The organism is Tepidibacter aestuarii (assembly GCF_934924865.1).
Taxonomy (GTDB): domain Bacteria; phylum Bacillota; class Clostridia; order Peptostreptococcales; family Peptostreptococcaceae; genus Tepidibacter_A; species Tepidibacter_A aestuarii.
The window spans coordinates 1,620,644-1,644,794 of sequence record NZ_OW235315.1; the positions used below are offsets into that span (position 1 = coordinate 1,620,644).

The window sequence follows — 24,151 nt, forward strand, 5'->3', positions numbered from 1 at the left end:
TGGCAAGTAGACAGTAGAAATAATAAAAACAGGGACTGAACCCTTTCTAATAGATGTATAGATTAGCCAAAGTATAGACTGAACCCGCTTAAGTAGACACAATAAATAGTCTATTTATGCGGGTTTGTTTTTTCAAATTCTAAAGGAGACAAATAGCCATGAGCAGGGTGTCTTATTTTCTGTTAAAAAATAGATTGATGCATTGATTTAAAAAACATATACAAGAAAAATTGGACAAGTCATGCTTGTACTACTAATGAGACACATCCCAATAAGAATACACTATAGATTTTAAAAATAATTACCTGCGTATTAATATAAAAGAGGATGTTAAAAGATTCTCTTTTTTGTTTGAAAATAAATCTAGAATGACTTATAAAATGATATATTTTACAACATCTTCAAGTCTAGAGCTAAAGACAGTTAATGGAATATATTGTATAATTAAGATAGGAGTATTTATCAGAAGTATTAAAACAATGTAACATAAATAAAAAATTACTGATATTTGGTATATAACAACCAAAGGGTATGAGGAAATGAATAATCTTAATTAAAGAATATATTTTATTAATAACTATAATTATCACAATAGGTATTTTAAATTTTTATGTCATAGGATACAGTACATGGTCACTAAAAATAGCTAATAGCAGACTAAAAGACTATATTGTAGATATATTTCTATATTGTGTAACATTACTTATATATTTTCTTTATTTAGTAGAAGAAATTATCAGAAAGAAAAGACTAATAACAAAATGTATCCAATAAAATATTCGAATAAAGTAATTGATGACTTTGAATCAAATTTCAATGTTGAAATAGAAGGTAAAACATATTCTGTATAATGGCAGTATACAACAATGCTCTTCAATAATATTATGATAATTATAGAAAGTATAAAGTAGTTATATAGAATTTTAAGAATAAGAGAGTGATTGGTTGAAAATTTTCAGGAGTGACTTGATTTGAATTATTATAAATTAAATGGGGTACTGTTATATGTATATGTTAGTAATATACATATAGTTAGAGAGGCTTATGGCACTAGTGGTATAAATACAATAATAAAGTAAATAAAAAATATATAAATAGGAGAGAAAAAATGGGATTATTTGGACCGGGTAAAGATGAAGTATGGGAAGAATTTAGTAATGAGATTAAAGCAAAGTTTATAAGCGGAGGTTTGTTAAAGAGTTCAAAAGTTGAATTTAATATTGATAATTGGACTATAACATTAGATACGTATGCTGTATCAAACGGAAAAACAAGTACCACATATACTAGAATACGAGCACCATTTGTTAATAAAAATAATTTCAAATTTAAGATTTATAGAGCTGGAATATTTAGTGAAATAGGTAAATGCTTTGGTATGCAAGATATTAATATAGGATATAAAGATTTTGATGAAGAGTTTATAATAAAAGGAAATAAACAAAATAAAATAATTGAATTGTTCTCAAATGATAGAATTAGAAGTTTAATTAAGAGTCAGCCTAAAATACTATTAGAAATAAAAGATGATGAAGGTGTTTTTGGGGTCTATTTCCCAAAAGATGTAGATGAACTATATTTTAGCGTACCGGGAGTTATAAAAGACATTAATATGCTTAAAGGATTATTCGATTTGTTTGAAGTTGTATTAAATGAATTAAATGATATAGGAGTAACTGATAAATGTAAAGCAAATGTTGAATTATGATGATAGTTCGTATAAAAGAATGGACAAACTATGCGTGTACTATTAATGGAAGCACACCCCAAGAAGAATACGTTTTACATTTTGAAAATAATATCTGCTTGTTTAGGAAGAGACTAGGAGTCACCTTCTTTTTAACTACATTTAATAGATTATATTAATATTTTTAAATATATAGAAGACTAATAAAGAAGTATTTAGAATTAATAGAGGTGAACCATACTATAAGTAACGGCGATTTTTAAAAATTTAAGTTCTTAAGAGATAAAACGGTTTCTAATTTGAAGGAGGAGAATTTGCCTTGATTTCAAACTCAGATAAGTCATCAGACAAAAAAATATTTTTATTTGATAATAAAGAGCATATTACATTTCTTACTAACAAGATAGATACTGATTATCACAGTCATAACTATATTCAAATTACAATAGGGCTAGAAAAAGACTTTTGTGCATATATAGAGAAAGATAAGTTTTATGTAAAAGGAATCGTTTTAGATTCCAATATTAGTCATAGGTTGCAAGGATATAATGCATGGTAATTGTATTTATTAATTAACCCAGAATCTGTTTTTGGTGAAGCAGTAAGAAAAAGTATTTTAAATAAAAATGAAATATATATTTTAGAAGAAAAAGAGATAAATAAAAAGGATGTTTTTTAATATTTTACGAGAAAAAATAAATAAGATATTAGATTTAATTAGAGGGCATAGATAATTAAATAAATTATAGGGAAACTAATAAGTCAAAGAAATACAGGGAGCAAGTATTCCTCCCTGACGCAATTATAGATATTACTTAATTAACTTGAATTATAAAAGGTCGCAGTCAAAGCAAAACATTGAACCTTATTATAAATAACGGCGATTTTTTGTAGTATAGTGGTTAGGTGTGTTTCATCTTTACTATTGAAATCCGTAAAAATCATATTGATGTAATAATCAATATGATTTTTATTTTTACTATAAAAAACGGTAAAAATACTCAAAAACACATACTCTACGATTCGTTTATTGAATAAAATTCCTAAGTAGTTTAAATTAATATAAGAGGTGATATCAATGGATTGTAAGAAAATTGGTAAATTAATATATCAATTGAGAAAAGAAAAAAATATGACACAAAAACAAATTGCAGATGCTATGAACATAAGTGATAAAACAATAAGCAAATGGGAACGAGGACAAGGATGTCCTGATATTTCTTTACTTCCAGAACTAGCACATATACTAGAGGTAAGTGTTGATGGAATTTTATCAGGTGAAATAAATTTAAATGAATTAATAGGAGGAAATATGAATAAATTAAAGTTTTATGTATGTCAACAATGTAATAATCTAATGACAGCTACAGGAGACGCAACTATATTATGTTGCTCAAAAAAGCTAGAACCATTAGAAGTAAAAAAAGCAGATAATGAACATATGCTTGAAATAGAGCCTGTAGAAGATGAATTATATGTAACTTCTAAACATGATATGAAAAAGGAACATTACATTTCTTTTATAGCTTATGTTAGAGGGGATAGAGCTCTTATTGTAAAGCAATATCCTGAATGGAATATGGAATTTAGATTCCGTAAACAAGGTCATGGCAGATTATATTTCTACTGCATAAACGATGGGTTATTCTATCAAACAATATAAGATAATAAATTTGATTAAAATACATCTAATGGAAGGGTTGAGTATATGAAAATAATAGTATTTAACGGTAGCCCTAGTGCAGGACAAAGCAATACAAATGTTATTGTTGAAGCATTTTTAGAGGGAGCAAGACTTGGGGGAGCTGAAACACAAAATATATTTTTGATTGAAAAAAATATTGAACATTGTAAAGGATGTTTTTATTGTTGGTTTAAGATGCCTGGAAAATGTGTATTTAATGATGATATGGAACAACTATTAAATAAGTATAAAGATTCAGATATAGTATGTTTTGCAACTCCTGTATATACTTGGAATATGACAGCAGCAATGAAGAATTTTGTGGATAGACTTGTATCTTTAAAAAGTCCAATTTTAATGCAACAAAATGGAAACTTTAATCTAGAGGATAGTATACCCAAAACTCAACAATTTATTGTTATATCTAATAGTGGTTTTCCTGGAGATAATAACTTTAATACTATGAAAGAGATATTTAAGTATTGCAATCCGATTTTGGAAATTTATAGAAATTGCGGGAAATTACTTAAAAATAAGGATGAAAAAATTAAGATAATTGTAAATGACTATTTAAAATATGTAAAGCAATCAGGGTATGAAATTGTAACGAAAAATAAAATTTCATATGATACAAGAGTGAATTTAGAAAAGGATTTAGTTTCACTAGATGAATATATAAAATTATTAGGAATGTAAAAATAATCATAAAGGAGCAAGGGGATATGCATATCACTCGTATAAAAAACCGCAGTTACAGCATTACGCTGAACTATATCATAAATAAAGTTTTTTTAGAGTCCCATACAGTATATATAAATTAATAAAAACTTGAGCATAATATAACTTCCCATTACCCATATTTGTTGAATTATGCTATGAATTTTGCCATGGATCTTGTTTGTGGTGAAATATAGGAAATTGATTTGAGCGTAGAATTATTAGAAAAAATGGACAAGTTGTGATTGTACAACTAATGGGGCACACCCCAAGAAGAATACACGGTAGATTTGAAAAATAATTACCTGCGTATTAATAATAAAAGAGGATGTTAAAGCGTTCTCTTTTTTGCATATTAGCATTATTTATAAATGTATATATAGATATAGAATTACCTAGAACACAAAAACTTCCTATGTTGCAATGATTTTTTATATTAAATATCAGAGTAGTTAATGTAAAATAGTATATGATAAACGATAGGTTATTTATTTAGAAATTTAGAAAAAAATTATAGATAAATATGGTTACTCTTCTAATTTAATGTAGGAACAAGGAAATATAACAAGTGATGGAGAGAAGAATACATTTTCCAATTGGGCTGGGGGACTTAAGTGCCGAATGAGTTCAATGATCATAATAAATAATACATAACTAATGTAAGCTCTATACTATATATTTATTAAATTAATTCAAGGTCTTAAAGGAAAAGCTCTTGTGGTAAGTGATAAATGTGGATATTACAAGCTTGCATCAATGTATGTATCAATATTAAATAACCTAGATTTTATGATGAAAAAGACAAAGGCTCTTAAACTATAACTGATAAATTCATTTACATATATTAACAGAATAAAACTGATATTATCGCATATAATAAATCTAATAACTACAAATTAGACATATAGGAGGGGTAATCATGGCAAATAAGAAAGTTGTTACTGAAGCAAGAGCTGCACTTAATCAAATGAAACTTGAGACAGCTAATGAATTAGGTTTATCTAATTATAACAATGTAGATAAAGGAAACTTGACTGCTAGACAAAATGGTTATGTTGGTGGATATATGACTAAAAAGTTAGTTGAAATGGCAGAAAAGCAAATGAGTGGAAAATAGTATATTTATATAAAGTAAAAGCCATGGCTAAAGATTAATATCTGGAGCCATGGCTTTTACTTTATATTTGATTTACAGTATATCAGAATCTTAATTATCAGCACATATTATGCTAATAATATATCTTCTTACATAAAGGGGAAGAATTCAGTTCTTTTTATAAATTAAAGAAATATTTAGGGTTAGCTGGTAAAGGAAATGTATGACAACATGTTGTAGAATAAACTGTATCAAATATTAAAAAGTTTTAGGCTTAAAGCATTCATAATACACATAAATATAAAAGGGTTGTAAATTATTTAAAAAGTTGAAAAGTTATGTAATTTTGGGATGAGAATGCTTAGAATTACAGGGCTTTTATTTATTAGAAAAAATGGACAAGTTGTGCTTGTAGCATTAATGGGGCATTCCCCAATAAGAATTCGATATGAATTTCAAAAATAATTACCTGCGTATGAGATATAAATGTACTTATTATTTATAAGAAATATAGATATTTTACTAACATCAAATACTCATAATATTGATGAAGAAACAGAAAATCTTGCTAGGTAATCTGGTGAAGTATTATAACAACAATAGGATACAATTAAAACTAAATAAATTGCTCCCGATTAAATATCGAGAGCAATTTTATACAGAGTAGGTGTTTTTCTGAATCACAACTTAGGGGTTTAGACTAGTTAATGCCGTGATTTTTATTTATATATATTTAGGAAAAATAACTATGAACAGTATCATAAACAAATGTGATGTTTTGTAAATGTGTTTCTGAATATTAGACATCTGGGATTCTATATATAATAAATTCATTTTATTAAACTGAAACCATCATACTTATTATTGGATAAATTTTTCTCCAGGCCTAGAAGCTTCCTCATCTGATATATCTATTTTAGTATTTTCAACTTTATAAAATTCAATCTTGAACGCTACTTCACCAGTAATTATTACGTGATGATATCTTTCAGGTGTAATAACAATTGGATGTTCCTTATCACACATTATTACATCTTCTAAATTATCTTCCCAAACGAATTGTAAACTTCCTTTTTCTACAACTATATAACCATACTTTTCTTTTGGAGACATGTGCTTATTTAAAATTCCAGGTAAAACTGTATTCTCATTCATCAAAGGTGTTTCACTGACTTTTATAGCTCCATATGGTAACTTTTTATCTTGATATCTCATCGTTGTTCCTCCCAAACTGAATTATAGATAATTTATACTAACTACTTTTTTATTATGTATCTAAGTAAATGTTTTTATACAGCAATAATATAGTGTAAATAATATAGTGTAATAAGATTTTGTAATTATATAGAAAATATGAAAAATGGATATTTGAATTTTTTATGTCAATATTGATGAATATTTCAATGAGTTTTTTTATAATGCTAATATAGCTAAAAGATACAAAGAATGATTAATATAAAATAGTAGATTTTGCTTCTAAAAATAAAATTAAATTAATATAAATGCTAAAAAATGGACAATTCATGCTTCTACAATTAATGAGACATAACTCAATAAAAATACATTTTATATTTTGAAAATAACTATCTGCTTATTTATGGAGGAGACTTATAGTCCCTTCTTTTTTATATTAGTTATTAAAGTATATAAGTATATTGAAATATATATAGCATTAATAAATAAGTATTTAGAATTAATAGAGGTGAATCGTATAATAAATGAAATAGACTTTTTCAGTAATAGGATTATAATACTTGAAGGCTATATTAATGCAACTATAGCTAGCTATATATACTTAATAAAATAGGGCTTACTATGATAAAGTAAGCCCTTGTTACGTCTTTAAAAATAATCATGCAATAACTATATACAATCAGCATTAAAAAAGTATTTCTATAAAGTATCAATAATTTTCTGACCTAATAAATTTATGTTTTTAACATCTGAATAGATTTTATACATGTTTATTACTATTAATTTCTCCGTATCACTATTTAATGAATTAAAGGTTTCTTTTGCTTTTTCATCAAAATTTTGGGCATTAATATTTGTATTAAAAATCTTAGCTATTGAGTTTACGAAAGTAGAGTAATTATCTAGATAATTACTTGCCTTTAATAGAAAGCTTATATCAGTAATAAAATTATTTTGTTCACTTAATAGACTTTCAATATAATTGCATTTTAATTCTTTATTATTATAATTGATTCTTCTCCAAAAATAGTTATCAGTAAGTAGCATAATCTCTAACTTATTTTTATTTATATTATCTTTCTCTAATTCATTTAAAATGCTTTGATTTAAATCTATATAGTCTATTATAGTATTTTTGGTATCATCTTTTAACTTAAAAGGAAAGAAAATACTCATTATTATTGCTGTGACAATTGCACCTATTAAAGTGAATAGTATTCTATATTCAGGTAATAAAAAACCTATATTGTTAGGATACATTATTCCAACACCTAATAAAGCATTAAATGTTATGAAGATAGATCTTATATTATAAGGTACTACAAATGCTGCATGATATGCAGATATAATCAGTAAAATTATCATCAAAACTACATTACCATTTATAATCAAGTTTATTATACTAAATAAAATACATCCTATAATAGTACCTATTACCCTATCCTTAGCTCTTTTCTTGTTAAATTCAGCATTTGGGAATAGCAATATTGCTATTGTATATACAACCCATTGTCCTCGATATATATGAAAATAGTTCACTATAAAAACAGATAAAGAAATTAATATGGATGCTTTTATTGCTATATTAAATCTTAATGAAGTCATTTTAATATTATTTTTTAATCCATATAAAATTTCTTTAATTAATTTTAATAATTTAATTCTTTCATTTATATAAAGAGATTTAATATCATCCATATCTTCTATGGATTTATAAATTTCCTCTATTGAAGATTTTAAATTATAGTAATTATATGTGTCTATATTATTTGCTATTTTATCTGTATCTAGAGTATTGTAATAATTTTTTAAGTTATTTTTTAACTTTTCTAAACTATCTTCATTTAATATATATAACTTTATATCTCCAAGTAGTTTTGCTATATTTTCAAGTATAACTATATTACTTTCTTTTCGTTTTGCCATAGTGAGAATTGTAGTGATTTTCTTTAATAAAACTATTATTATATCTTTTATATAAACACTTTCTAAATCATTTTTAGAACTCTCCATTCTTTCATATATTTTGAGTTCTATATTTTTCAATCTAATGTTTACGTATTTATTTCTATCATTTATTGTTTCATTGGTTAAAATTAAATCTATCTCTTCTTTTATTAAATCTATAATATTGATAATTTCTTTATTGACAACAGCATTAAAGTTGTATTTAGATAAAGTGCAATATAATAGCATTATCACTATTCCTGAGAATGCAAGAGCGATTAACCTTAAAGGCATATTATTCAATGGAACTGGAAAATATAATAGCATTAAATATGTTAGCATAAATCCAAGACTTTTTGATGGTTTAGCATCATAACTGAATAAATAGTAAATAATAAAACTTATAAAAAATGTACAAGCTAATCCTAAAAAGGGATTTACACCTGCCATATATGCAAAAACTCCTATAAGAACTTCTAATATAGCGAGCAGTATAGTAGTAGTTGCTATATCAGCAGTATAATCTTCTCCAAACATAGTTGACGCTGTAGTAACTGCCATTACTCCAACTATCAAGTTATTGCTTCCAAATATGCAAAATATAAAAATAGCTACTAAAGCTATTAAAAACATTTTCAACCTAATTAAAGTTGCGTTATTTTTTGTATTACTTTTCATACCAAGTCACGCCTTTACAATTATTTTTCATCAAAAATTTTCCATTAATAAATAGTTTTCTTAAAAACTGAACTTTATTTCATATTATATTTTAATGTTTTAATTAAAAAAAGTCAACGAAAACTGAACTTTATTTCATATTTATTGATTAATGTCTTAGTTACATATATAATTATTATAAGAATGTATGGAAATAGGTGATTGTATGCAACAAAACATAAGAGAGCCTAAACAAAAAAGGGCTATAGAAAAAAAAGAATGTCTTATAAATGCAGCTTTTGAGTTATTTAATGAAAAAGGGTTTTATAATACAAATTCAAAGGAAATTGCGAAAAAAGCAGGAGTATCAACAGGATTATTTTATAATTACTTTAAAGATAAAAGTGATATTTTTTTAGAAATATTAAATAGAATATCTCATAAAAGATATCTAAAAACAGAAAAATTTTTGGATAAACTATCTAAAGAAAATGATAAAAGAAAAGTATTAAAAAGTTTTTTTATTGAAAATATAAAACTCTTATCTGAGTTGGCTTTTATTTATAAAGATATAGAAACAATAAAAAAAGAATATAAAGAAATAGGAAAATATAATGACAAAAATAAACAATATATAAAAAAGTTAATGATGGATCTTTTTAATAAAATTAATAGTAAAGAAAATATAGAAAATCTAGATATAAAATGCGAAATAATAATGACAACCATAGATGCAAATTATATTTTAATATCAAAAATAGAAAATCAAGATGATAAGGTAAAATTTATAGATGAGATAGTATGTCTAATACATGATTATATGTTCTAGATTTTAAAATACAATAAAAGAAAATCCCTCAAATTAAGAATTTAAGAGATTTTCTTTTGATTTTCTTAAAGATAAAAAGAGTACTATTAAACTTGAAGCTAATGCTATATAAATTGAACTAAGCTTTTCAAATCCTAATAAAATCCACACTGTAGCAGCAAATGGTCCGACTATTACGGAATATAATCCTACTTTATGATTTATCTTATCTTCAAAAAATATTGCTGCAGTAACAGGAACAAATATTGGTGCTGCCCTAAACACCATAGAAATAAATCCCCAGTCAAGTATCATTGAATCATCATTGTGTATTACTATAAGAAAAGTTAATAATCCTATTAATATTATTACTATTTGTAAAACAAAAATCTGTTTTTTGTCACTAGCATTTTTATTAATTAGTTCTTTATATATATCACGAGTAAACATAGTTGATACACCTAATGTAAGACCAGCACCTGTAGCTATTGATGAAATAAGTACTGTGGATATAGAAACCCCACCCAACACAGGGTTTAAGTAATTTATTAAAAATAAAGGGAATGCCTCGCTTGGAGTAATATTAGGATAATGAATTTTCATATACATACCTATCAATGTACAAATAATGCCTATTGGAAATACTAAAAAAGCTACTAAGTAAGAACTCAATTTAGAAACAGTACTATTTTTACCAGACATAATTGATTGAAAATATGTTTGAGTTGATAGCACTCCTACAATTGTTGAAATTGCTGATCCTAAATCTGAAAATATACCACCGCTGAACAAATTAAACCATGGCTCATGTGGAAAAAATGTTTTTATTTCATTAATTCCATTGAATTTAAATATAAGAATAGCTCCGCAAATTATAGTTGTACTGTATAAAAGTACAGTTTTAACAGCACCAACCATAGTGCCACCCCAAAATCCTCCAAAAACTACATATATAACAAGGAGAGTAACAACTATAAATGCAGTTTTTATGGTATCAATTCCAAAAACCGTACTAAACAACGCCATACAAGCAATTATTTGACCATTTATATGTATGAACATGCCCAATGATAATAAAATGCTTGAGACAGTTCTTGTATTTTTACCATAAGTATTGCCAATAATCTGAGGTATTGTTTCATTGTTTTTTTTATCTAACTGCTTGGAGTAAATTAACCCTAATAATATACTTGCGGCTGAAAGTCCTATAATAAACCATATAGCAGCAAAACCACGTTTATATGCCATCTGTGCAGTACCAACGGTAGATGCACCTCCAATTATAGAACCCATAAGCATGCTGGTAACACCGACTACTCCTAATTTGTTTCCTGCTGCAATGAAATCTTTTGAATTCTTAACCTTAATTTTGCCTAAATACCCAGCTATTGCCGTAATAATTAACGTAACAATGGCACTGATTATTAAGAGCATTGTCTCATCTCCCTATACTAACAATATTTTATGTAAAAATACACCAAATCATTTTATGGTTTAATTATACACCTTAAATAAAAAATTAAAAGTATAATTATCATAAATAGATGAAATAACTAGAAGTAAATTCTGATGAAATGTTTACTGCTTGGAATTTGAATGGGAACAGTGCCATGTTCATTGCAGAAAAAATTGTTTGTTCTGTTCCGGGGATTTTTCCAAAATAGATCTCAGAAAATCATCACAGTAGATTCTTATGCTTACAGTAATACTACATTCTCATATTTAACTTACAACAAAATAGTTAGACCGATGTATGCATTAGAACAAAATACTGAATTAAAATAATATATTTTGATATTGAAACTTTTAAGAGGAGGTCTTACCTTCTCTTAAAAAAAGTAAGTAGCTTAAGGTTAAACTACTTACTTTTTTTATATATTTTAACTATTTATTATTCTAAAAACTAATCTAATAAATACTCTTTATGTAATACCCAAGTATTATCAACCCATTTATAAATACAAATATTATCAAAATGACAATCAAAATTACAAGGTATTAAAGAAACATAATTCCATAATTTATTAAATATATTTCTTATTTTTTTAGAACTTATGGTAACATGAAAAACTTTATCTTTACCATCTTCTTTAGAGAAATCTAAATAATTAATTTTATTTAAATCATCAATTAATTTATCATGAATAGTTTTACCTTCATCACTCATTAAAACTTTCATAAATATAACTCTATCATCAAAATGGTCATACCCTTTAATTTTATATTCACTAGAATTATGAGACTTAGAAAAATTATCTAAAATATTTTCTAAGTCATTTATATCATCACTTTCAAAAGGAGCTTTTATAGTAAAATGAGCAGGAAGCTTTGAAGATCTAGCTTTAAACTTTTCAAAAACTTCTTTTCTTAAGTTGTTATTAAAATTACCAGCATCACCTTTTACAACACTTACAATTACATATCTCAAAATATACCTCCAAAATTAATTTAATAAATATTCTATATACTATTAAGTAGTATATCCTAAAAAAATTATTATCATAATAGTCAAAAAACAAATTTAGAATAAATACAAAAATATAATAATATGAGCTAAGAATTATAGTTGTTATAATCATTAACACATCTAACTTTATATCATTTATTATAGGAAATTATTTCTTTTTTATAGCATCATAATTACCATTATAATCAAACTCTCTTTGTATATCATTAAAAATTGTTATAGTACCATACCTATTTATTTGTATGTATCTTAAGATATTTTTCTACATAGATTTTTATCTAGTTCTTTTATAAATATTTAAAATCATAAAAGGGTAATTACAATTCTCAGAACAATATAAAACTGGGGTAGTAAATATCCCTGCTGTAATGAATATTAATAAGCATTTTAGTAGTATGTTATTTAGATTAGCATTCCTAGAGACTTATTTGATAAATTTCATTAATTTGGGAAAACTATATAATATTTTAATTCAAATATTATATTAATTTAAATGATAATAAACTATAGCCTGGAGGAATAAATCGTGAATAAAGAGGTTATTTCAGATAAGCAATGTATCCATGTAATTATTATGAATATGATAGGAATTGAAACAATTTTAACCTCAGGAATAGTTGCTAAACAAGATTTATGGATAGCTATTCTTTTATCATTATTTACTGCACTGCTAATAATTCTTATATATGCTCGTATTCACCATATATTTTTAGGTAATGACTTATTCGATATTCTTGAAATCTGTTTCGGAAAATATATTGGAAAGGGAATATGTATTTTATTTTTTTTGCACTTTTTACTTGGATCTTCAGCAATCGTATATACTATTAGTGAATTTATTATTGTAGTATCTCTTCCAGAAACACCTAAAATTTTTGTAATGATAATTATTATGATTATATGCGTTTGGTCAGTAAAAGCAGGAATTGAAGTAATAGGAAGAACATCAGAAATTTTTTTAACTCCCATTGTAGGACTTATATTTGTTACGATATTATTATTAGTTCCTAAAATGGATATTAACAATATTCGTCCTACACTATACAGAGGTATAAAACCGATTGTAGAAGGTGTTTTGAGTATAACGACAATTCAATTTTTAGCACCAATGCTTATGCTTATTTTTTCTAATTTTGAGAGTCGAAAATCTCCATATAAAGTTTATATTTCGGGGTTATTATGTGGAGGGGTAATAATATTTGCAACTTCAGTAACTAATGTTTTAGTTTTAGGAGTAAATCACGCTGAAAGTTTATATTATCCATCCTATGTTACTGTTTCAAGAGTAGATATAGGAAATGTTCTTCAAAGAATGGAAGCTGTAGCAGCTATTGTATTTATATTAGGAGGTGTTGTTAAATTAAGCATATACTTATTAGCTACTTGTAAAGGGTTTGCTAAAATATGTAAATGTGAAAATTATAGGTTTTTGGTAACACCTGTTGCTTTATTTATACTCAATCAATCTTATTCTTTTTTTGATAGTACAATGGAGTATTTAGAAATAGCTAAAATATGGGGATACTATGCTTTTCTATTTCAAGTAATTTTACCTATTATTATATGGACTACTGCTGAGATTAAAAAGAAATAATCATCTATTAATAAAAATATATGAATAAAATTTTAATTCGTAATATATATGGTGAAATCAAAGACAGTTTAAATCTATTCTTTTTTTTGAAGTTTATATAGATTATAGATTTATAAAAAAAATAGACAAGTATGCATTTTACATTTAGAAATATTGATGCACTAAAGTAAAGGTGTGATTAATGAATGGGTGCAATAAAGGAATTAACAACGTACTATAAAGACATAATTTCTTTAAGTAAAATTATCAATCAATTAGATTCTATGGGTTATAGAGTGATTATAAACGATATTGAGATACTTGATGACTGGGAATATACTAATCATCAAGTATTATAGTTGGAGATAAAGTAGAATTAAGGTAGGTTCTATTAGTATAATGGGCGCAATTATGTTAGGTTAAAACAGTAGTGTACTTCTGATGCGATGAAATGAGTTAGTAGATATGATGTGTAAGTCTGTAATTAAGAGAAAAATTTATGATGATTAATTCAAACTAAGCTAAATAATTTATTGATAAATTTAACTTAAGTAAGGGCATATCGATTTATACAATAGATTTGCCCTTTTTTATCATATGGAAAGTTTCAATTTATTTTAATAAGTCTTTTGTTGTTTAAAATAGTAAAAATCAAGTTAGCAATTTACAGTACTAACAAAGTACTTTTTCGTGCAGGTAGTACTATCTGGTAATATCCTTTAATTCAACGGTTTATGATAGCATTTTATAAAGGGGGCTATCCTCTTGGATGATATCTTGTATTTCGTATACTGAGATTGGAAAATAAGGAAATCCATATACATATGCCGTTAACTCATATAATTGAAAATAAATTACTAAAGCTTTGTCAGCGATATAGTAGTCTTGATTACTAGTTTTAATACCTTTAAATTTATTGATTAGATGAATATCTCGATCCTTTATTTGATTAGAAATAATGTTAGATAGTATTTCCATATAGTTGCTTTCGGGTTTAAACAAGTCATATAATTGATAGATTTTCCCTGTTTGGATATCAAATGTTAATGATTTAATAATGGTAAAACCATGAGCAGAAGGGTATGCTATTGTGTAATTGCCTATTGATAAACTCAAAATCCCTCTTTCATTTGTTTTAATTTCAAACCATCCAGTAACTTCTATTTTTGGTATCTGAGGATATCCTTGAATAAAAACCAGTTGATTGACCTGATCAATATAAAGCTTGTTCACAAGAAATAGTATCGAATCATTTATTTTCTTTTGAACAGATTGATTTGTCATACCAATAACGAGAGGGTACTCTATAACCACCTTGTAGCCTGGTTTAACCAATTTTTTTGGTATGATCTGAACAAAATTCTGTATATAGTTCATATAATATACACCTACTTATTCTAAATAATAATACTACAATATATAATATTAAAAGGTCCATAAAGCTGTTAATGTCTCTAGTTAAAAATTTAGGCTAGTTATATATTGTGTTTAGGTCAGATCATTAGTTAGGTGATATTTGGGACTAGTTTTTGTAGTAAAACTAATATCTATAATTGAAAGTGGAAATATAGGTAAACCGTGTCGTAAATAACAGCGGTTTTTGTTATGATAAAGATATATAAATATATTTAACCGAATTTATTGATTATATATAAAGAGTTTAAGATTATATGGTTACTTAGGCATTTTAATCTATGACCAAACTCATACTATAATTACTAGATTTGCCTCAATTAAAGCATTCTTATCATCTTAAAATTCTAATGGACGTTGGTATTATTGAAAGAAAGGTTGTATGTAACTGGAGATATTATATCTTAATTAAAAAAGTAGAGTTTTTATTGGATTAATTTTGTTTATCAGATATATCAAACAATTGATGAAGTATTGTATACTATTATATTATAAAAATTTTTTATGGGGGTGTAATGAAAATGGAAAAAAACAATCCTATTAAAAGTATTAAAGAAAATATACAAATGGCTATGGAGCTTCTCAAGTGCAGAAAGTGTGGATGTATGAAAGAAACTTTAAAAACTATGAAAAATGAAATTTTAAAGATTAAGAATAATAACTTTTTGGAGTTCTTAAACGAGTTAGAAAATTCAATACAAAAAATGGAGTCTATTGAATATACTTGACTGGGATGCAAGCATTGCTGGTCAGCAGATATTTCAAATGCTTTCGATGAAGCTTTTTGTGAGTTAAATAGTATTCATTCCATAGAAAACAATTTAGTTAATAGTCATGATTTAGATATACTCCCTGCTGTTGGTGAGTATCATGTACTATCATTAGACCAAGGCTATCCTGTAGTAATATCTACATTAGGAAATATAGAATTAGCTTACAAGATATCAGAGTTAAAACCAAAGGGATTAAGTATTGTAGGCAAAACAGAAACAGAAAATATAGGAATTGAAAAAATTATAAAAAATGTGTTAGCTGTGCCTTCAATAAAGTACTTAATAGTTTGTGGTAAGGATTCTGAAGGTCATTATAGTGGAAATACATTAGTATCTCTTTTTAATAATGGTATTGATAATAATATGAGAGTTATTGCTTCCAAGGGAAAGAAACCCATTTTATCAAATACAACAAAAGAAGAAGTAAATGCTTTTAGGAACCAAATAGAAATTATTGATATGATTGAATGTGAAGATTTAAATAAAATTTTAGAGAAGATACAACAGCTTTGTGAACAAGCTAGGTCTAGTTATAGCTGTGAGGGAAAATGTTCTTTATATAATAAAAAACTGAAAACATCGTCAATTGAAATAATAAAAGTTGAAGAAAAGGACCCTAATAAAGTTAAATTAGATAAAGCAGGATATTTTGTAATTGTGCCTAAAGAAAATAACAACACAATCTTAGTGGAACATTACAGTTATAATAATAAGCTACTTCGTATTATTAAAGGTGAAGATGCAAGAAATATTTATTGGAGTATTATAGAAAATGGTTGGATTACTGAACTTAGTCATGCCGCTTATCTAGGTAAAGAACTTACAAGAGCTGAAATGTCAATAAAGCTAGGTTTTAAATATGTTCAGGATAAGGCCTAATATTATTAATATGTCATTTTCCCTAAAAATGACCAGTTCTTTATTAAGTAATATATTCAATAATTATTGAGTAAAATTGTAAACCAATAGAATTGGATGATCTACTTACTTTTAGGAATTGTATATTTACGCAAAAGTAATATTTTGGAGTATTCTCAGTAAATTAGATACGTAGAATGTATGATTTTTTAATTTTGATAGTATTTTATATATTTAATCAAATTCATTATTTATCTATGAATTGATTCGAAAGAATACTGCATTTAGACTGTTGGGATGGAAATGAAAAATATAACGTCAGAGAAGAATTGTGTGTCTGGGGATTTAATTATTGGAGCAGGGGAATCGTTATCTATATATAGGCTAGGAAAGCTTTTGAAGGAATATAAAAAAAGATTTCCTAAAGTAAATATTATTTTGAAGAATTCAATCTGTAGTGATTTAAGAAGTAAATTGAGAAATGGGGAGTTAGATATTATTTTCACCATTGAACTTCAAGTTATGGATGAGGATTTAGTCGTTAGAAATTTAAAAGATGAATGTATGTTTATTATCGGTGCTCCAGATACAGATTTAGAATTTTTATATTCAGATTTTAAAAGTAAAGATGCAAGAGAAAGTATTATATTCAGTGAAAAAGGGTGTAGTTTTAGAATAGCTTTTGAAAATTATTTAAAAAAGAAAAGAATAAAACATGTAAATCCACTAGAATTTTCAAGCATAGAAGCTACTAAAAAGTGTGTAATTAATGGTTTAGGAATTTCATTTTTACCCTTCTATGTAGTTAACAACGAGCTAAGTGAAGGAAGCCTTAAGGGAATAGAAGTAAAAGAATTTTGTGATAAGTTTGCAACTCAACTGGTGTACCACAAAAATAAAAATATACATCAAGCGATGAGTGAATTAATAAAAATGACATTAGAAGATTCTGTCAATTGGGAATGATAGATAGAACTGATTGTAGTATAAATTGTAAGTATAAAAAGTGGACAAGTTATGCTTGCACAACTAATGGGGCACACCCCAAGAAGAATGCTTTTTACATTAAAAAATAATTATCTGCTAATTAAGGAAGGCGACTTGAGTCACCTTCTTTTTAATTACATTTAATAAAGTATAATTTTTCTGCTAATAAAGGATTATAGGTTGCCTTTACTAACCTAAATATATTATACAAGGAGTTTAATAAGATTTACCTTTATTAATAAAATTCTTAACAGAGATATAGCTATATGGAAATTTTTATACACACTAAAGTTTATATTAAAGAGCAGTTTATTTTTTCATGGAATTTAATAGCATATTTATAGAAATATAAGTTTCATTTAATAGATCATAACCTCCATTATGAATGCACCAATCATAAAGTATACCTCTTGACAATCTAAGTAAATAGGTTGTTATTTGATATGCGGTAAATTCTTTTGTAATCTCATTATTATCTTGTCCAATTTTTATAGTATTTTTTAGTATTTGATTCAATTTTCTTTCTTCAGATATGAAAAATTCCCTACCATCATAAAGTTGTGCTTTATATACTTGTTTAAGTATATCAATACCCATTTTATTTGCATAACTAACTTGGTATAAAATTATTGATAGTATTTTATCTATATAAGATTCTTCACTAAGATTATTATTAACATAATCTTCAAGTACAATATCAAATTCTTTATAAAATTCTATTATTATATCTTCTTTAGACTTAAAGTGATGATAAAACCCTCCTACAGATATACCAACTTCTTTACATATTTGATTTATTTTCACATTATCATATCCATATTCCGAAATTAATTTCATTGAAGTATCTAATATTTGTTTTTTAGTTTCTATAGCCTGAGCTTGCCTTTTAGTTAAATTACCTTCATTCATTTTAAAATCCCCTACTTTCAATCCTATGTATAACAATTTAATTATACACAATATTTTATATTAGTAAAGTTTTATGAAAAGGTTTTTATTTTTTAATAAAAAATATTGACAATTAGCTAACGAATAGTTATTATATAAACAAGCTACAGAATTGATTCGGCGAAATGATTCTGTTGAGAAAAGGAGGATATTACTCCGAATGTAATAATACGAATTTATGATTAACTTTAAAAGGAGATGTTTTATGAAAACTAAATTTAATAAAATTTTTGAACCGATTACAATTGGAAGAATGACTATTAAAAATAGAACTTCTATGGCCCCAATGGGTTTAGTATGTTATTCTGATGCAAATGGTGGATTTAATGACGAGGCACAAAACTATTATATTGAACGTGCTAAAGGTGGAGTTGGTCTAATTGTTACAGGTATTTGCTGTGTAAACTATGATGAACTTCCAGAACAAGCATTGCCTTGTCCAACACATAATCCTTTAATGTTTTGTAAATCTACAGCACAAATGGTAGAAAAAATTCATGCACATGATGCGAAAATTTTCCTACAACTTACTGGTGGACTTGGACGTTCTGCAATGCCTGCATTTATAAAAAAGGCAGTTGCTCCTTCAGAAAATAGCAATCGATTTGATCCAAGCATTAGTCATAGAGAAATGACAAAGGAAGAGATTGAAAAACTAATTCAGGACTTTATACAAAGTGCAGCAATAGCACAAAAATCAGGTTTTGATGGTGTAGAAATTCATGCTGTGCATGAGGGCTACCTACTTGACCAATTTGCATTATCTATTTTTAATAAACGTACAGACGAATATGGTGGAGATTTACATGGCAGACTAAAAGTTGCTACTGATATTGTAAAGGGTATTAAAGCTGTTTGTGGAGCTGATTTCCCTGTTTCACTTCGTTTTAGTGTAAAAAGCTTTATGAAGGGAATACGTCAAGGTGCACTACCAGGAGAAGAATTTATAGAAGTAGGTAAGGACTATGATGAAGGAATCGAATCAGCAAAAATTCTTGTAGATGCTGGATATGATATCCTTAATGTAGATGCTGGTACTTATGATTCTTGGTACTGGAATCATCCACCTATGTATTTTGAAAAGGGTATGTACCGTGAATTTGGACGTATTGTAAAAAAAGCAGTGGATGTTCCTGTTATACTTGCTGGACGTATGGATGATCCTGAAATTGCCATTGATGCACTAAATGGTTGCTGTGATATTGTTTCATATGGTCGTCCATTACTTGCTGATGCACATTTAGTAAACAAGATTAAAACAAATAACTTAGAAGATATTAGACCTTGTCTTTCATGCCATGATGGATGTATGGGCCGTATCGCTCATGGACTTCCTTTATCTTGTGCAGTAAATCCTGCTTGTGGACGTGAGGTTAAATATGGTTTAACTCCTGCTGCTGAGAAGAAAAATATTCTTATTGTAGGTGGTGGTGTAGCAGGTTTAGAAAGCGCACGTGTTTGTGCAGCACGTGGTCATAAAGTAGAACTTGTAGAAGCTAGTGGACAACTAGGTGGAAATATTATTCCTGGTGGTGTACCAGATTTTAAAGAAGATGATCACGCTTTAATTAAATGGTATGAAAATCAGCTTGCAAAATTAGGTGTAGCAGTAAAGAAAAACACAAAGGTAGATCGTGCTTATATTGAAAATAGTGATGCAGATGCTGTAATTACAGCAACTGGTTCTAAACCAATCAAACCAAACTTTGGAGATAAAAACCATATTTGTACAGCAAATGATGTTCTAAATGGAGAATGTGAATTTGGTGAAAAAATAGCAGTTGTAGGTGGAGGCCTTGTAGGCTGTGAAACTGCTCTTTGGTTAGCACAAAAAGGTAAGAATGTATGTATAGTAGAAATGATGCCTGATATTGCTGGAGGCCCACATGGTATTCCGTTTATGAATTATGATATGTTAAAAGATTTATTAGCAGCTAACGATAATATAGATGTTTATTGCAACACAAAATTAATGCAAGTAAACGATAATTCTGTAATTTTAGAAGATGAAAATGGAACAAAAGAAGTTGAAGTTGACACTGTAATAACAGCTATTGGATATCGAAGTGAAAATACATTACAAAAAGAATTACAAGACATTGCAATTCCAGTTTATAATATAGGAGATTCTCGTGAGGTTAAAAATATTATGAACGCTATTTGGGATGCTTACGAAGTTGCAAAGAATATTTAAAAATTGATGATGAAAGGATTTTAATTATGCCAAATAAATATGAACACTTAATAATGAAAGATATACAATGGACAAAAAGTTTACCAGACCACGAAGGATCCATAGGAGATAAAGGTTTTCCAATATTAATGAGCAATAAATTTGTGCCAGAAGCAAAAGCATGGGTTTGCCCTGCACTATTAAGAGCAGATAAAAAAACAAGTGAAGCAATTGCAAATGGATCATTTGGTAAAGCGACTCCACATATACATGATGGAGATGAGATGTACTTAATCCTAGGAGAAGAAAACTCTTCAACAATTGCAGTGACTTTAGGAGACGATTATTATGAAGTTACTACACCAGCAGCTGTATATATTCCAGCAGGTTTACCACACTCAATTGAAGCAAAGAGAATAGATGAAGGTAAATTTGGTGGTGCATGTCCAATATTCCTAGGAACTGAATATATCACAAAACCTGTACCAGAAAATCCATTAAAAATTGAAAATACTGAGAAGTTGGTAATGAAAGATATACAATGGGTGAAAAGTTTACCAGACCATGAAGGTTCCATTGGTGATAAAGGTTTCCCAATATTAATGAGTAACGAATTTGTTCCAGAAGCTAAAGCATGGGTTTGTCCAGCTCTTTTAACAGCGGATAAAAAGACAAGTGAAGCAATTGCAAATGGATCATTTGGTAAAGCGACTCCACATATACATGATGGAGATGAGATGTATTTGCTCGTTGGGGATGAAAATTCTTCAACAATTGCTGTGACTTTAGGCGGAGAATACTATGAAGTTACTACACCAGCAGCTGTATATATTCCAGCAGGTTTACCGCATTCAATTGAAGCTAAAAGAATAGATGAAGGTAAATTTGGTGGTGCATGTCCAGTATTTTTAGGAACAGAATATATAACAAAACCTGTGCCAGAAAAATAATTGAATGCCAAAATAATGGTTGTGGTGCAAAAAGTAGAATAGTGGTAATAAGTTAAGTACTTAAATAATATTATAGAACAAGACCATAGGTTTATAAAATGGAAGATAAATAATATGTTAGGATTTCATAGTTTTGAAACATCAGAAAAAACTATTTGTGGAATCGAAACAATGAATATGATTAGAAAAGGGCAGGTTGAAGAAATTCAATGTGCCCTTTCTGAAATTGAGTTCATAAATAAAATTATGAGAGTTAAGGTATAAGGAAATATTAAATTTGATGGGTATTTTTTATAATTTATAATTTTAAACCAGAACAGGTGGAAATGTTATACCAGGAGGAATACCTTAACTTTTGCACCTAATTTTGATAATTGCAAAAACAATGCCACTACAATCTGAATTGAAGGCAATACAAGACTAAAAAATCTTTATTTAATATATTAAGGGAGATGAAAAAATGAAAAATGATATATTTTCAATTGTTGACAGTAAAGCTGAATTAATAAAAGATGTGGGTAAAAAAATATGGGAAAACCCTGAATTAGGATATAAAGAGAAATTTGCATCTTCACTACTAAAAGAAACATTAAAAGATGCTGGATTTTTAATAAAAGAAGTAGAAGGCATTCCAACAGCATTTATTGCTGAATATGGAAGTGGCTCACCTATAATTGGTATTTTAGGAGAATATGATGCACTTCCAAGTCTTTCACAAAAGGTAAGTACTGTTAAAGAATCTGTGATTGAGAATGGAAACGGACATGGATGTGGTCATAACTTAATTGGAGTAGGTGGTGTTGGCGCATGTCTTTCTGTAAAGGAAATGATTGAAAAAGGTGAGCTTTCAGGAACAATACGTTTTTATGGATGCCCTGCTGAAGAATTACTATCTGGAAAAACTTTTATGGCACAAAAGGGTGTTTTTGATGATTTAGACACAGCATTGACATGGCATCCATTCAGTTTTAACGGAGTATGTGGATTTTCAACTAATGCTATGTTATCAGCAGAATTTTTCTTCAAAGGAGTATCTTCTCATGCAGGACAAGAGCCTGAAAAAGGAAGAAGTGCATTAGATGCTGTTGAACTTATGAATGTTGGAACAAACTATTTAAGAGAGCATATAATTGATGGTGCTAGAATGCATTATACTATAACAAACGGTGGAGTTGCTCCTAATATTGTACCAGCAGAGGCTTCTGTATGGTATTATGTAAGAGCTCCTAAAAAGTCAGATGTATATGACATATTTGATAGACTAGTTAAAGTATCACAAGGTGCAGCTCTTATGACAGAAACAGAGGTTGAATATAAAATTAAAGCTGACTGTTATAATGTTTTAAATAATAGAACTTTAGAAGAATTACTTTCTAAGAACATGAAAGAAGCAGGAAAAGTAGGATTTACCGAAGAAGATAAAGAATTTGCTGAAAAACTTGTACAAACTATTCCAGAAAATGTATATAAGAAAGAACTAAATAAATTAGGGTTAAAAGAAGGTACCTATATTGATGAAAGAGCTCTTGGAGTTACTGGTAAAGGAATCGTTATGGGTGGCTCAACTGATGTAGGTGATGTGTCTTATAAAGTTCCTACTGCACAATTTGGAACAGCTTGTATTCCTGTAGGAGTTGCAGGCCATTCATGGCAAGCTACTTCATCATTTGGTTCGGAATTAGGCTTAAAAGGAGCCGTATATGCCTCTAAAGTATTAGCAGGAAGTCTTTATGACTTATTATCAGATGGAAAGGATATATTAGATAAAGCTAAAGAAGAGTTTAAAGAAGTTAGTGAAGAATATCAAACAAGATTGCCAAAAGAATTTAAAAACGATTAATATTATTAACATATAATCTTAGAGTGGCCTGAACTCACTTAAGTAGACATTATAAATAGTCTATTTAAGTGAGTTTGTTTTTTCAAACTTTAAAGGATACAAATATCTAAGAGTAGAGTATCTTCTTTTTTATGATATAAAATAGTTCAAGACATTAAGTATATAAGAAAAAAATAGACAAGCTATGCTTGTACAATTAATGGGGAACACCCCAACAAGAATGCTTAGTACATTTAAAAAAATAATTATCTGCTAATTAAAAGGAAGGCGACTTGGAGTCACCTTCCTTTTAATTATATTTAATAAAGTATATGAATATGTTTAAATGTATAGAACATGAATAAGGAGATATTCAGAAGTAATAATATGCAACTTTAAA

At 27.4% G+C, this 24,151-nt stretch carries 23 protein-coding genes and 1 pseudogene; 18 read left to right on the forward strand and 6 right to left on the reverse strand.

Annotated features, from left to right (window positions below; genetic code table 11):
- Positions 1 to 347: 347 nt before the first annotated feature.
- The 8 genes from M2214_RS07970 (at position 348) to M2214_RS18410 (ending at position 5,851) form a co-directional block, all read left to right on the forward strand.
- The gene (locus M2214_RS07970) at positions 348 to 485 is read left to right on the forward strand and encodes a hypothetical protein (protein WP_248484426.1); all 138 of its coding nucleotides are present in this window, start codon (positions 348 to 350) and stop codon (positions 483 to 485) included.
- 204 nt (positions 486 to 689) lie between these two features.
- A complete protein-coding gene (locus M2214_RS07975) occupies positions 690 to 851 on the forward strand; it encodes a hypothetical protein (RefSeq protein ID WP_248484427.1) in 162 nt (53 codons plus the stop codon).
- 257 nt (positions 852 to 1,108) lie between these two features.
- Positions 1,109 to 1,708: a DUF3137 domain-containing protein gene (locus M2214_RS07980; protein WP_248484428.1), complete on the forward strand. Its 600-nt coding sequence runs from the start codon at positions 1,109 to 1,111 to the stop codon at positions 1,706 to 1,708.
- A gap of 298 nt (positions 1,709 to 2,006) precedes the next feature.
- Complete coding sequence (locus M2214_RS07985; protein WP_248484429.1) at positions 2,007 to 2,246, forward strand: hypothetical protein; 240 nt, start codon at positions 2,007 to 2,009, stop codon at positions 2,244 to 2,246.
- Positions 2,247 to 2,765: 519 nt separating this feature from the next.
- Positions 2,766 to 3,350 carry a helix-turn-helix domain-containing protein gene (locus tag M2214_RS07990; protein WP_248484430.1) on the forward strand — a complete coding sequence of 195 codons (585 nt, stop codon included), beginning with the start codon at positions 2,766 to 2,768 and terminating at the stop codon, positions 3,348 to 3,350.
- A gap of 45 nt (positions 3,351 to 3,395) precedes the next feature.
- Positions 3,396 to 4,067: a flavodoxin family protein gene (locus M2214_RS07995; RefSeq protein WP_248484431.1), complete on the forward strand. Its 672-nt coding sequence runs from the start codon at positions 3,396 to 3,398 to the stop codon at positions 4,065 to 4,067.
- 940 nt (positions 4,068 to 5,007) lie between these two features.
- Complete coding sequence (locus tag M2214_RS08000) at positions 5,008 to 5,205, forward strand: alpha/beta-type small acid-soluble spore protein (RefSeq protein WP_248484407.1); 198 nt, start codon at positions 5,008 to 5,010, stop codon at positions 5,203 to 5,205.
- A 526-nt stretch (positions 5,206 to 5,731) separates the two neighbouring features.
- Positions 5,732 to 5,851: an IS3 family transposase gene (locus tag M2214_RS18410; RefSeq protein WP_408648318.1), complete on the forward strand. Its 120-nt coding sequence runs from the start codon at positions 5,732 to 5,734 to the stop codon at positions 5,849 to 5,851.
- Positions 5,852 to 6,045: 194 nt separating this feature from the next.
- On the opposite strand, the gene M2214_RS08005 is transcribed toward M2214_RS18410, so the two are convergent.
- Together M2214_RS08005 and M2214_RS08010 are read right to left on the reverse strand one after the other, a co-directional pair.
- Entirely contained in the window at positions 6,046 to 6,399 is a 354-nt protein-coding gene (locus M2214_RS08005; protein ID WP_248484432.1) for a DUF1971 domain-containing protein, read from the reverse strand.
- Between the two features lie 678 nt (positions 6,400 to 7,077).
- Positions 7,078 to 9,003 (reverse strand): FUSC family protein, encoded by a 1,926-nt coding sequence (locus M2214_RS08010; protein ID WP_248484433.1) that lies wholly within the window; start codon positions 9,001 to 9,003, stop codon positions 7,078 to 7,080.
- A gap of 205 nt (positions 9,004 to 9,208) precedes the next feature.
- Here M2214_RS08010 and M2214_RS08015 point away from each other — a divergent pair, with 205 nt between their 5' ends.
- Positions 9,209 to 9,811: a TetR/AcrR family transcriptional regulator gene (locus M2214_RS08015; protein ID WP_248484434.1), complete on the forward strand. Its 603-nt coding sequence runs from the start codon at positions 9,209 to 9,211 to the stop codon at positions 9,809 to 9,811.
- Between the two features lie 33 nt (positions 9,812 to 9,844).
- On the opposite strand, the gene M2214_RS08020 is transcribed toward M2214_RS08015, so the two are convergent.
- Together M2214_RS08020 and M2214_RS08025 are read right to left on the reverse strand one after the other, a co-directional pair.
- Positions 9,845 to 11,224, reverse strand: coding sequence for a sodium:solute symporter family protein (locus tag M2214_RS08020; RefSeq protein WP_248484436.1), 1,380 nt, complete (start codon positions 11,222 to 11,224; stop codon positions 9,845 to 9,847).
- A gap of 469 nt (positions 11,225 to 11,693) precedes the next feature.
- Complete coding sequence (locus M2214_RS08025) at positions 11,694 to 12,218, reverse strand: 2'-5' RNA ligase family protein (protein WP_248484438.1); 525 nt, start codon at positions 12,216 to 12,218, stop codon at positions 11,694 to 11,696.
- A gap of 565 nt (positions 12,219 to 12,783) precedes the next feature.
- Between M2214_RS08025 and M2214_RS08030 the strand changes: the two genes are divergently transcribed.
- Together M2214_RS08030 and M2214_RS08035 are read left to right on the forward strand one after the other, a co-directional pair.
- Entirely contained in the window at positions 12,784 to 13,851 is a 1,068-nt protein-coding gene (locus M2214_RS08030) for a GerAB/ArcD/ProY family transporter (RefSeq protein WP_248484440.1), read from the forward strand.
- Positions 13,852 to 14,036: 185 nt separating this feature from the next.
- Complete coding sequence (locus M2214_RS08035) at positions 14,037 to 14,189, forward strand: hypothetical protein (protein ID WP_248484441.1); 153 nt, start codon at positions 14,037 to 14,039, stop codon at positions 14,187 to 14,189.
- A gap of 373 nt (positions 14,190 to 14,562) precedes the next feature.
- Here M2214_RS08035 and M2214_RS08040 read toward each other — a convergent pair whose 3' ends face one another.
- On the reverse strand, positions 14,563 to 15,207 hold the full coding sequence (locus M2214_RS08040; protein ID WP_248484443.1) for a DUF3298 and DUF4163 domain-containing protein: 645 nt from the start codon (positions 15,205 to 15,207) through the stop codon (positions 14,563 to 14,565).
- 557 nt (positions 15,208 to 15,764) lie between these two features.
- On the opposite strand from M2214_RS08040, the gene M2214_RS08045 reads away from it, so the two are divergent.
- The 3 genes from M2214_RS08045 (at position 15,765) to M2214_RS08055 (ending at position 17,840) form a co-directional block, all read left to right on the forward strand.
- Positions 15,765 to 15,971, forward strand: coding sequence for a hypothetical protein (locus M2214_RS08045; RefSeq protein ID WP_248484445.1), 207 nt, complete (start codon positions 15,765 to 15,767; stop codon positions 15,969 to 15,971).
- A 117-nt stretch (positions 15,972 to 16,088) separates the two neighbouring features.
- Positions 16,089 to 16,895, forward strand: coding sequence for a DUF4346 domain-containing protein (locus M2214_RS08050; RefSeq protein WP_256466728.1), 807 nt, complete (start codon positions 16,089 to 16,091; stop codon positions 16,893 to 16,895).
- A gap of 276 nt (positions 16,896 to 17,171) precedes the next feature.
- Positions 17,172 to 17,840, forward strand: coding sequence for a LysR family transcriptional regulator substrate-binding protein (locus M2214_RS08055; protein WP_330651572.1), 669 nt, complete (start codon positions 17,172 to 17,174; stop codon positions 17,838 to 17,840).
- Positions 17,841 to 18,170: 330 nt separating this feature from the next.
- On the opposite strand, the gene M2214_RS08060 is transcribed toward M2214_RS08055, so the two are convergent.
- Entirely contained in the window at positions 18,171 to 18,770 is a 600-nt protein-coding gene (locus M2214_RS08060; RefSeq protein ID WP_248484447.1) for a TetR/AcrR family transcriptional regulator, read from the reverse strand.
- Between the two features lie 244 nt (positions 18,771 to 19,014).
- Between M2214_RS08060 and M2214_RS08065 the strand changes: the two genes are divergently transcribed.
- The 4 genes and pseudogenes from M2214_RS08065 (at position 19,015) to M2214_RS08080 (ending at position 23,772) form a co-directional block, all read left to right on the forward strand.
- The gene (locus M2214_RS08065) at positions 19,015 to 21,003 is read left to right on the forward strand and encodes an FAD-dependent oxidoreductase (protein ID WP_248484449.1); all 1,989 of its coding nucleotides are present in this window, start codon (positions 19,015 to 19,017) and stop codon (positions 21,001 to 21,003) included.
- Positions 20,970 to 21,932 (forward strand): cupin domain-containing protein, encoded by a 963-nt coding sequence (locus M2214_RS08070; protein WP_248484451.1) that lies wholly within the window; start codon positions 20,970 to 20,972, stop codon positions 21,930 to 21,932. Before M2214_RS08065 ends, M2214_RS08070 begins: the two co-directional genes overlap by 34 nt.
- A 51-nt stretch (positions 21,933 to 21,983) precedes the next feature.
- Positions 21,984 to 22,196: pseudogene (locus tag M2214_RS08075) on the forward strand (DDE-type integrase/transposase/recombinase); the annotation flags it as partial.
- Between the two features lie 196 nt (positions 22,197 to 22,392).
- Positions 22,393 to 23,772 (forward strand): M20 family metallopeptidase, encoded by a 1,380-nt coding sequence (locus tag M2214_RS08080; protein ID WP_248484453.1) that lies wholly within the window; start codon positions 22,393 to 22,395, stop codon positions 23,770 to 23,772.
- Positions 23,773 to 24,151 lie beyond the last annotated feature (379 nt).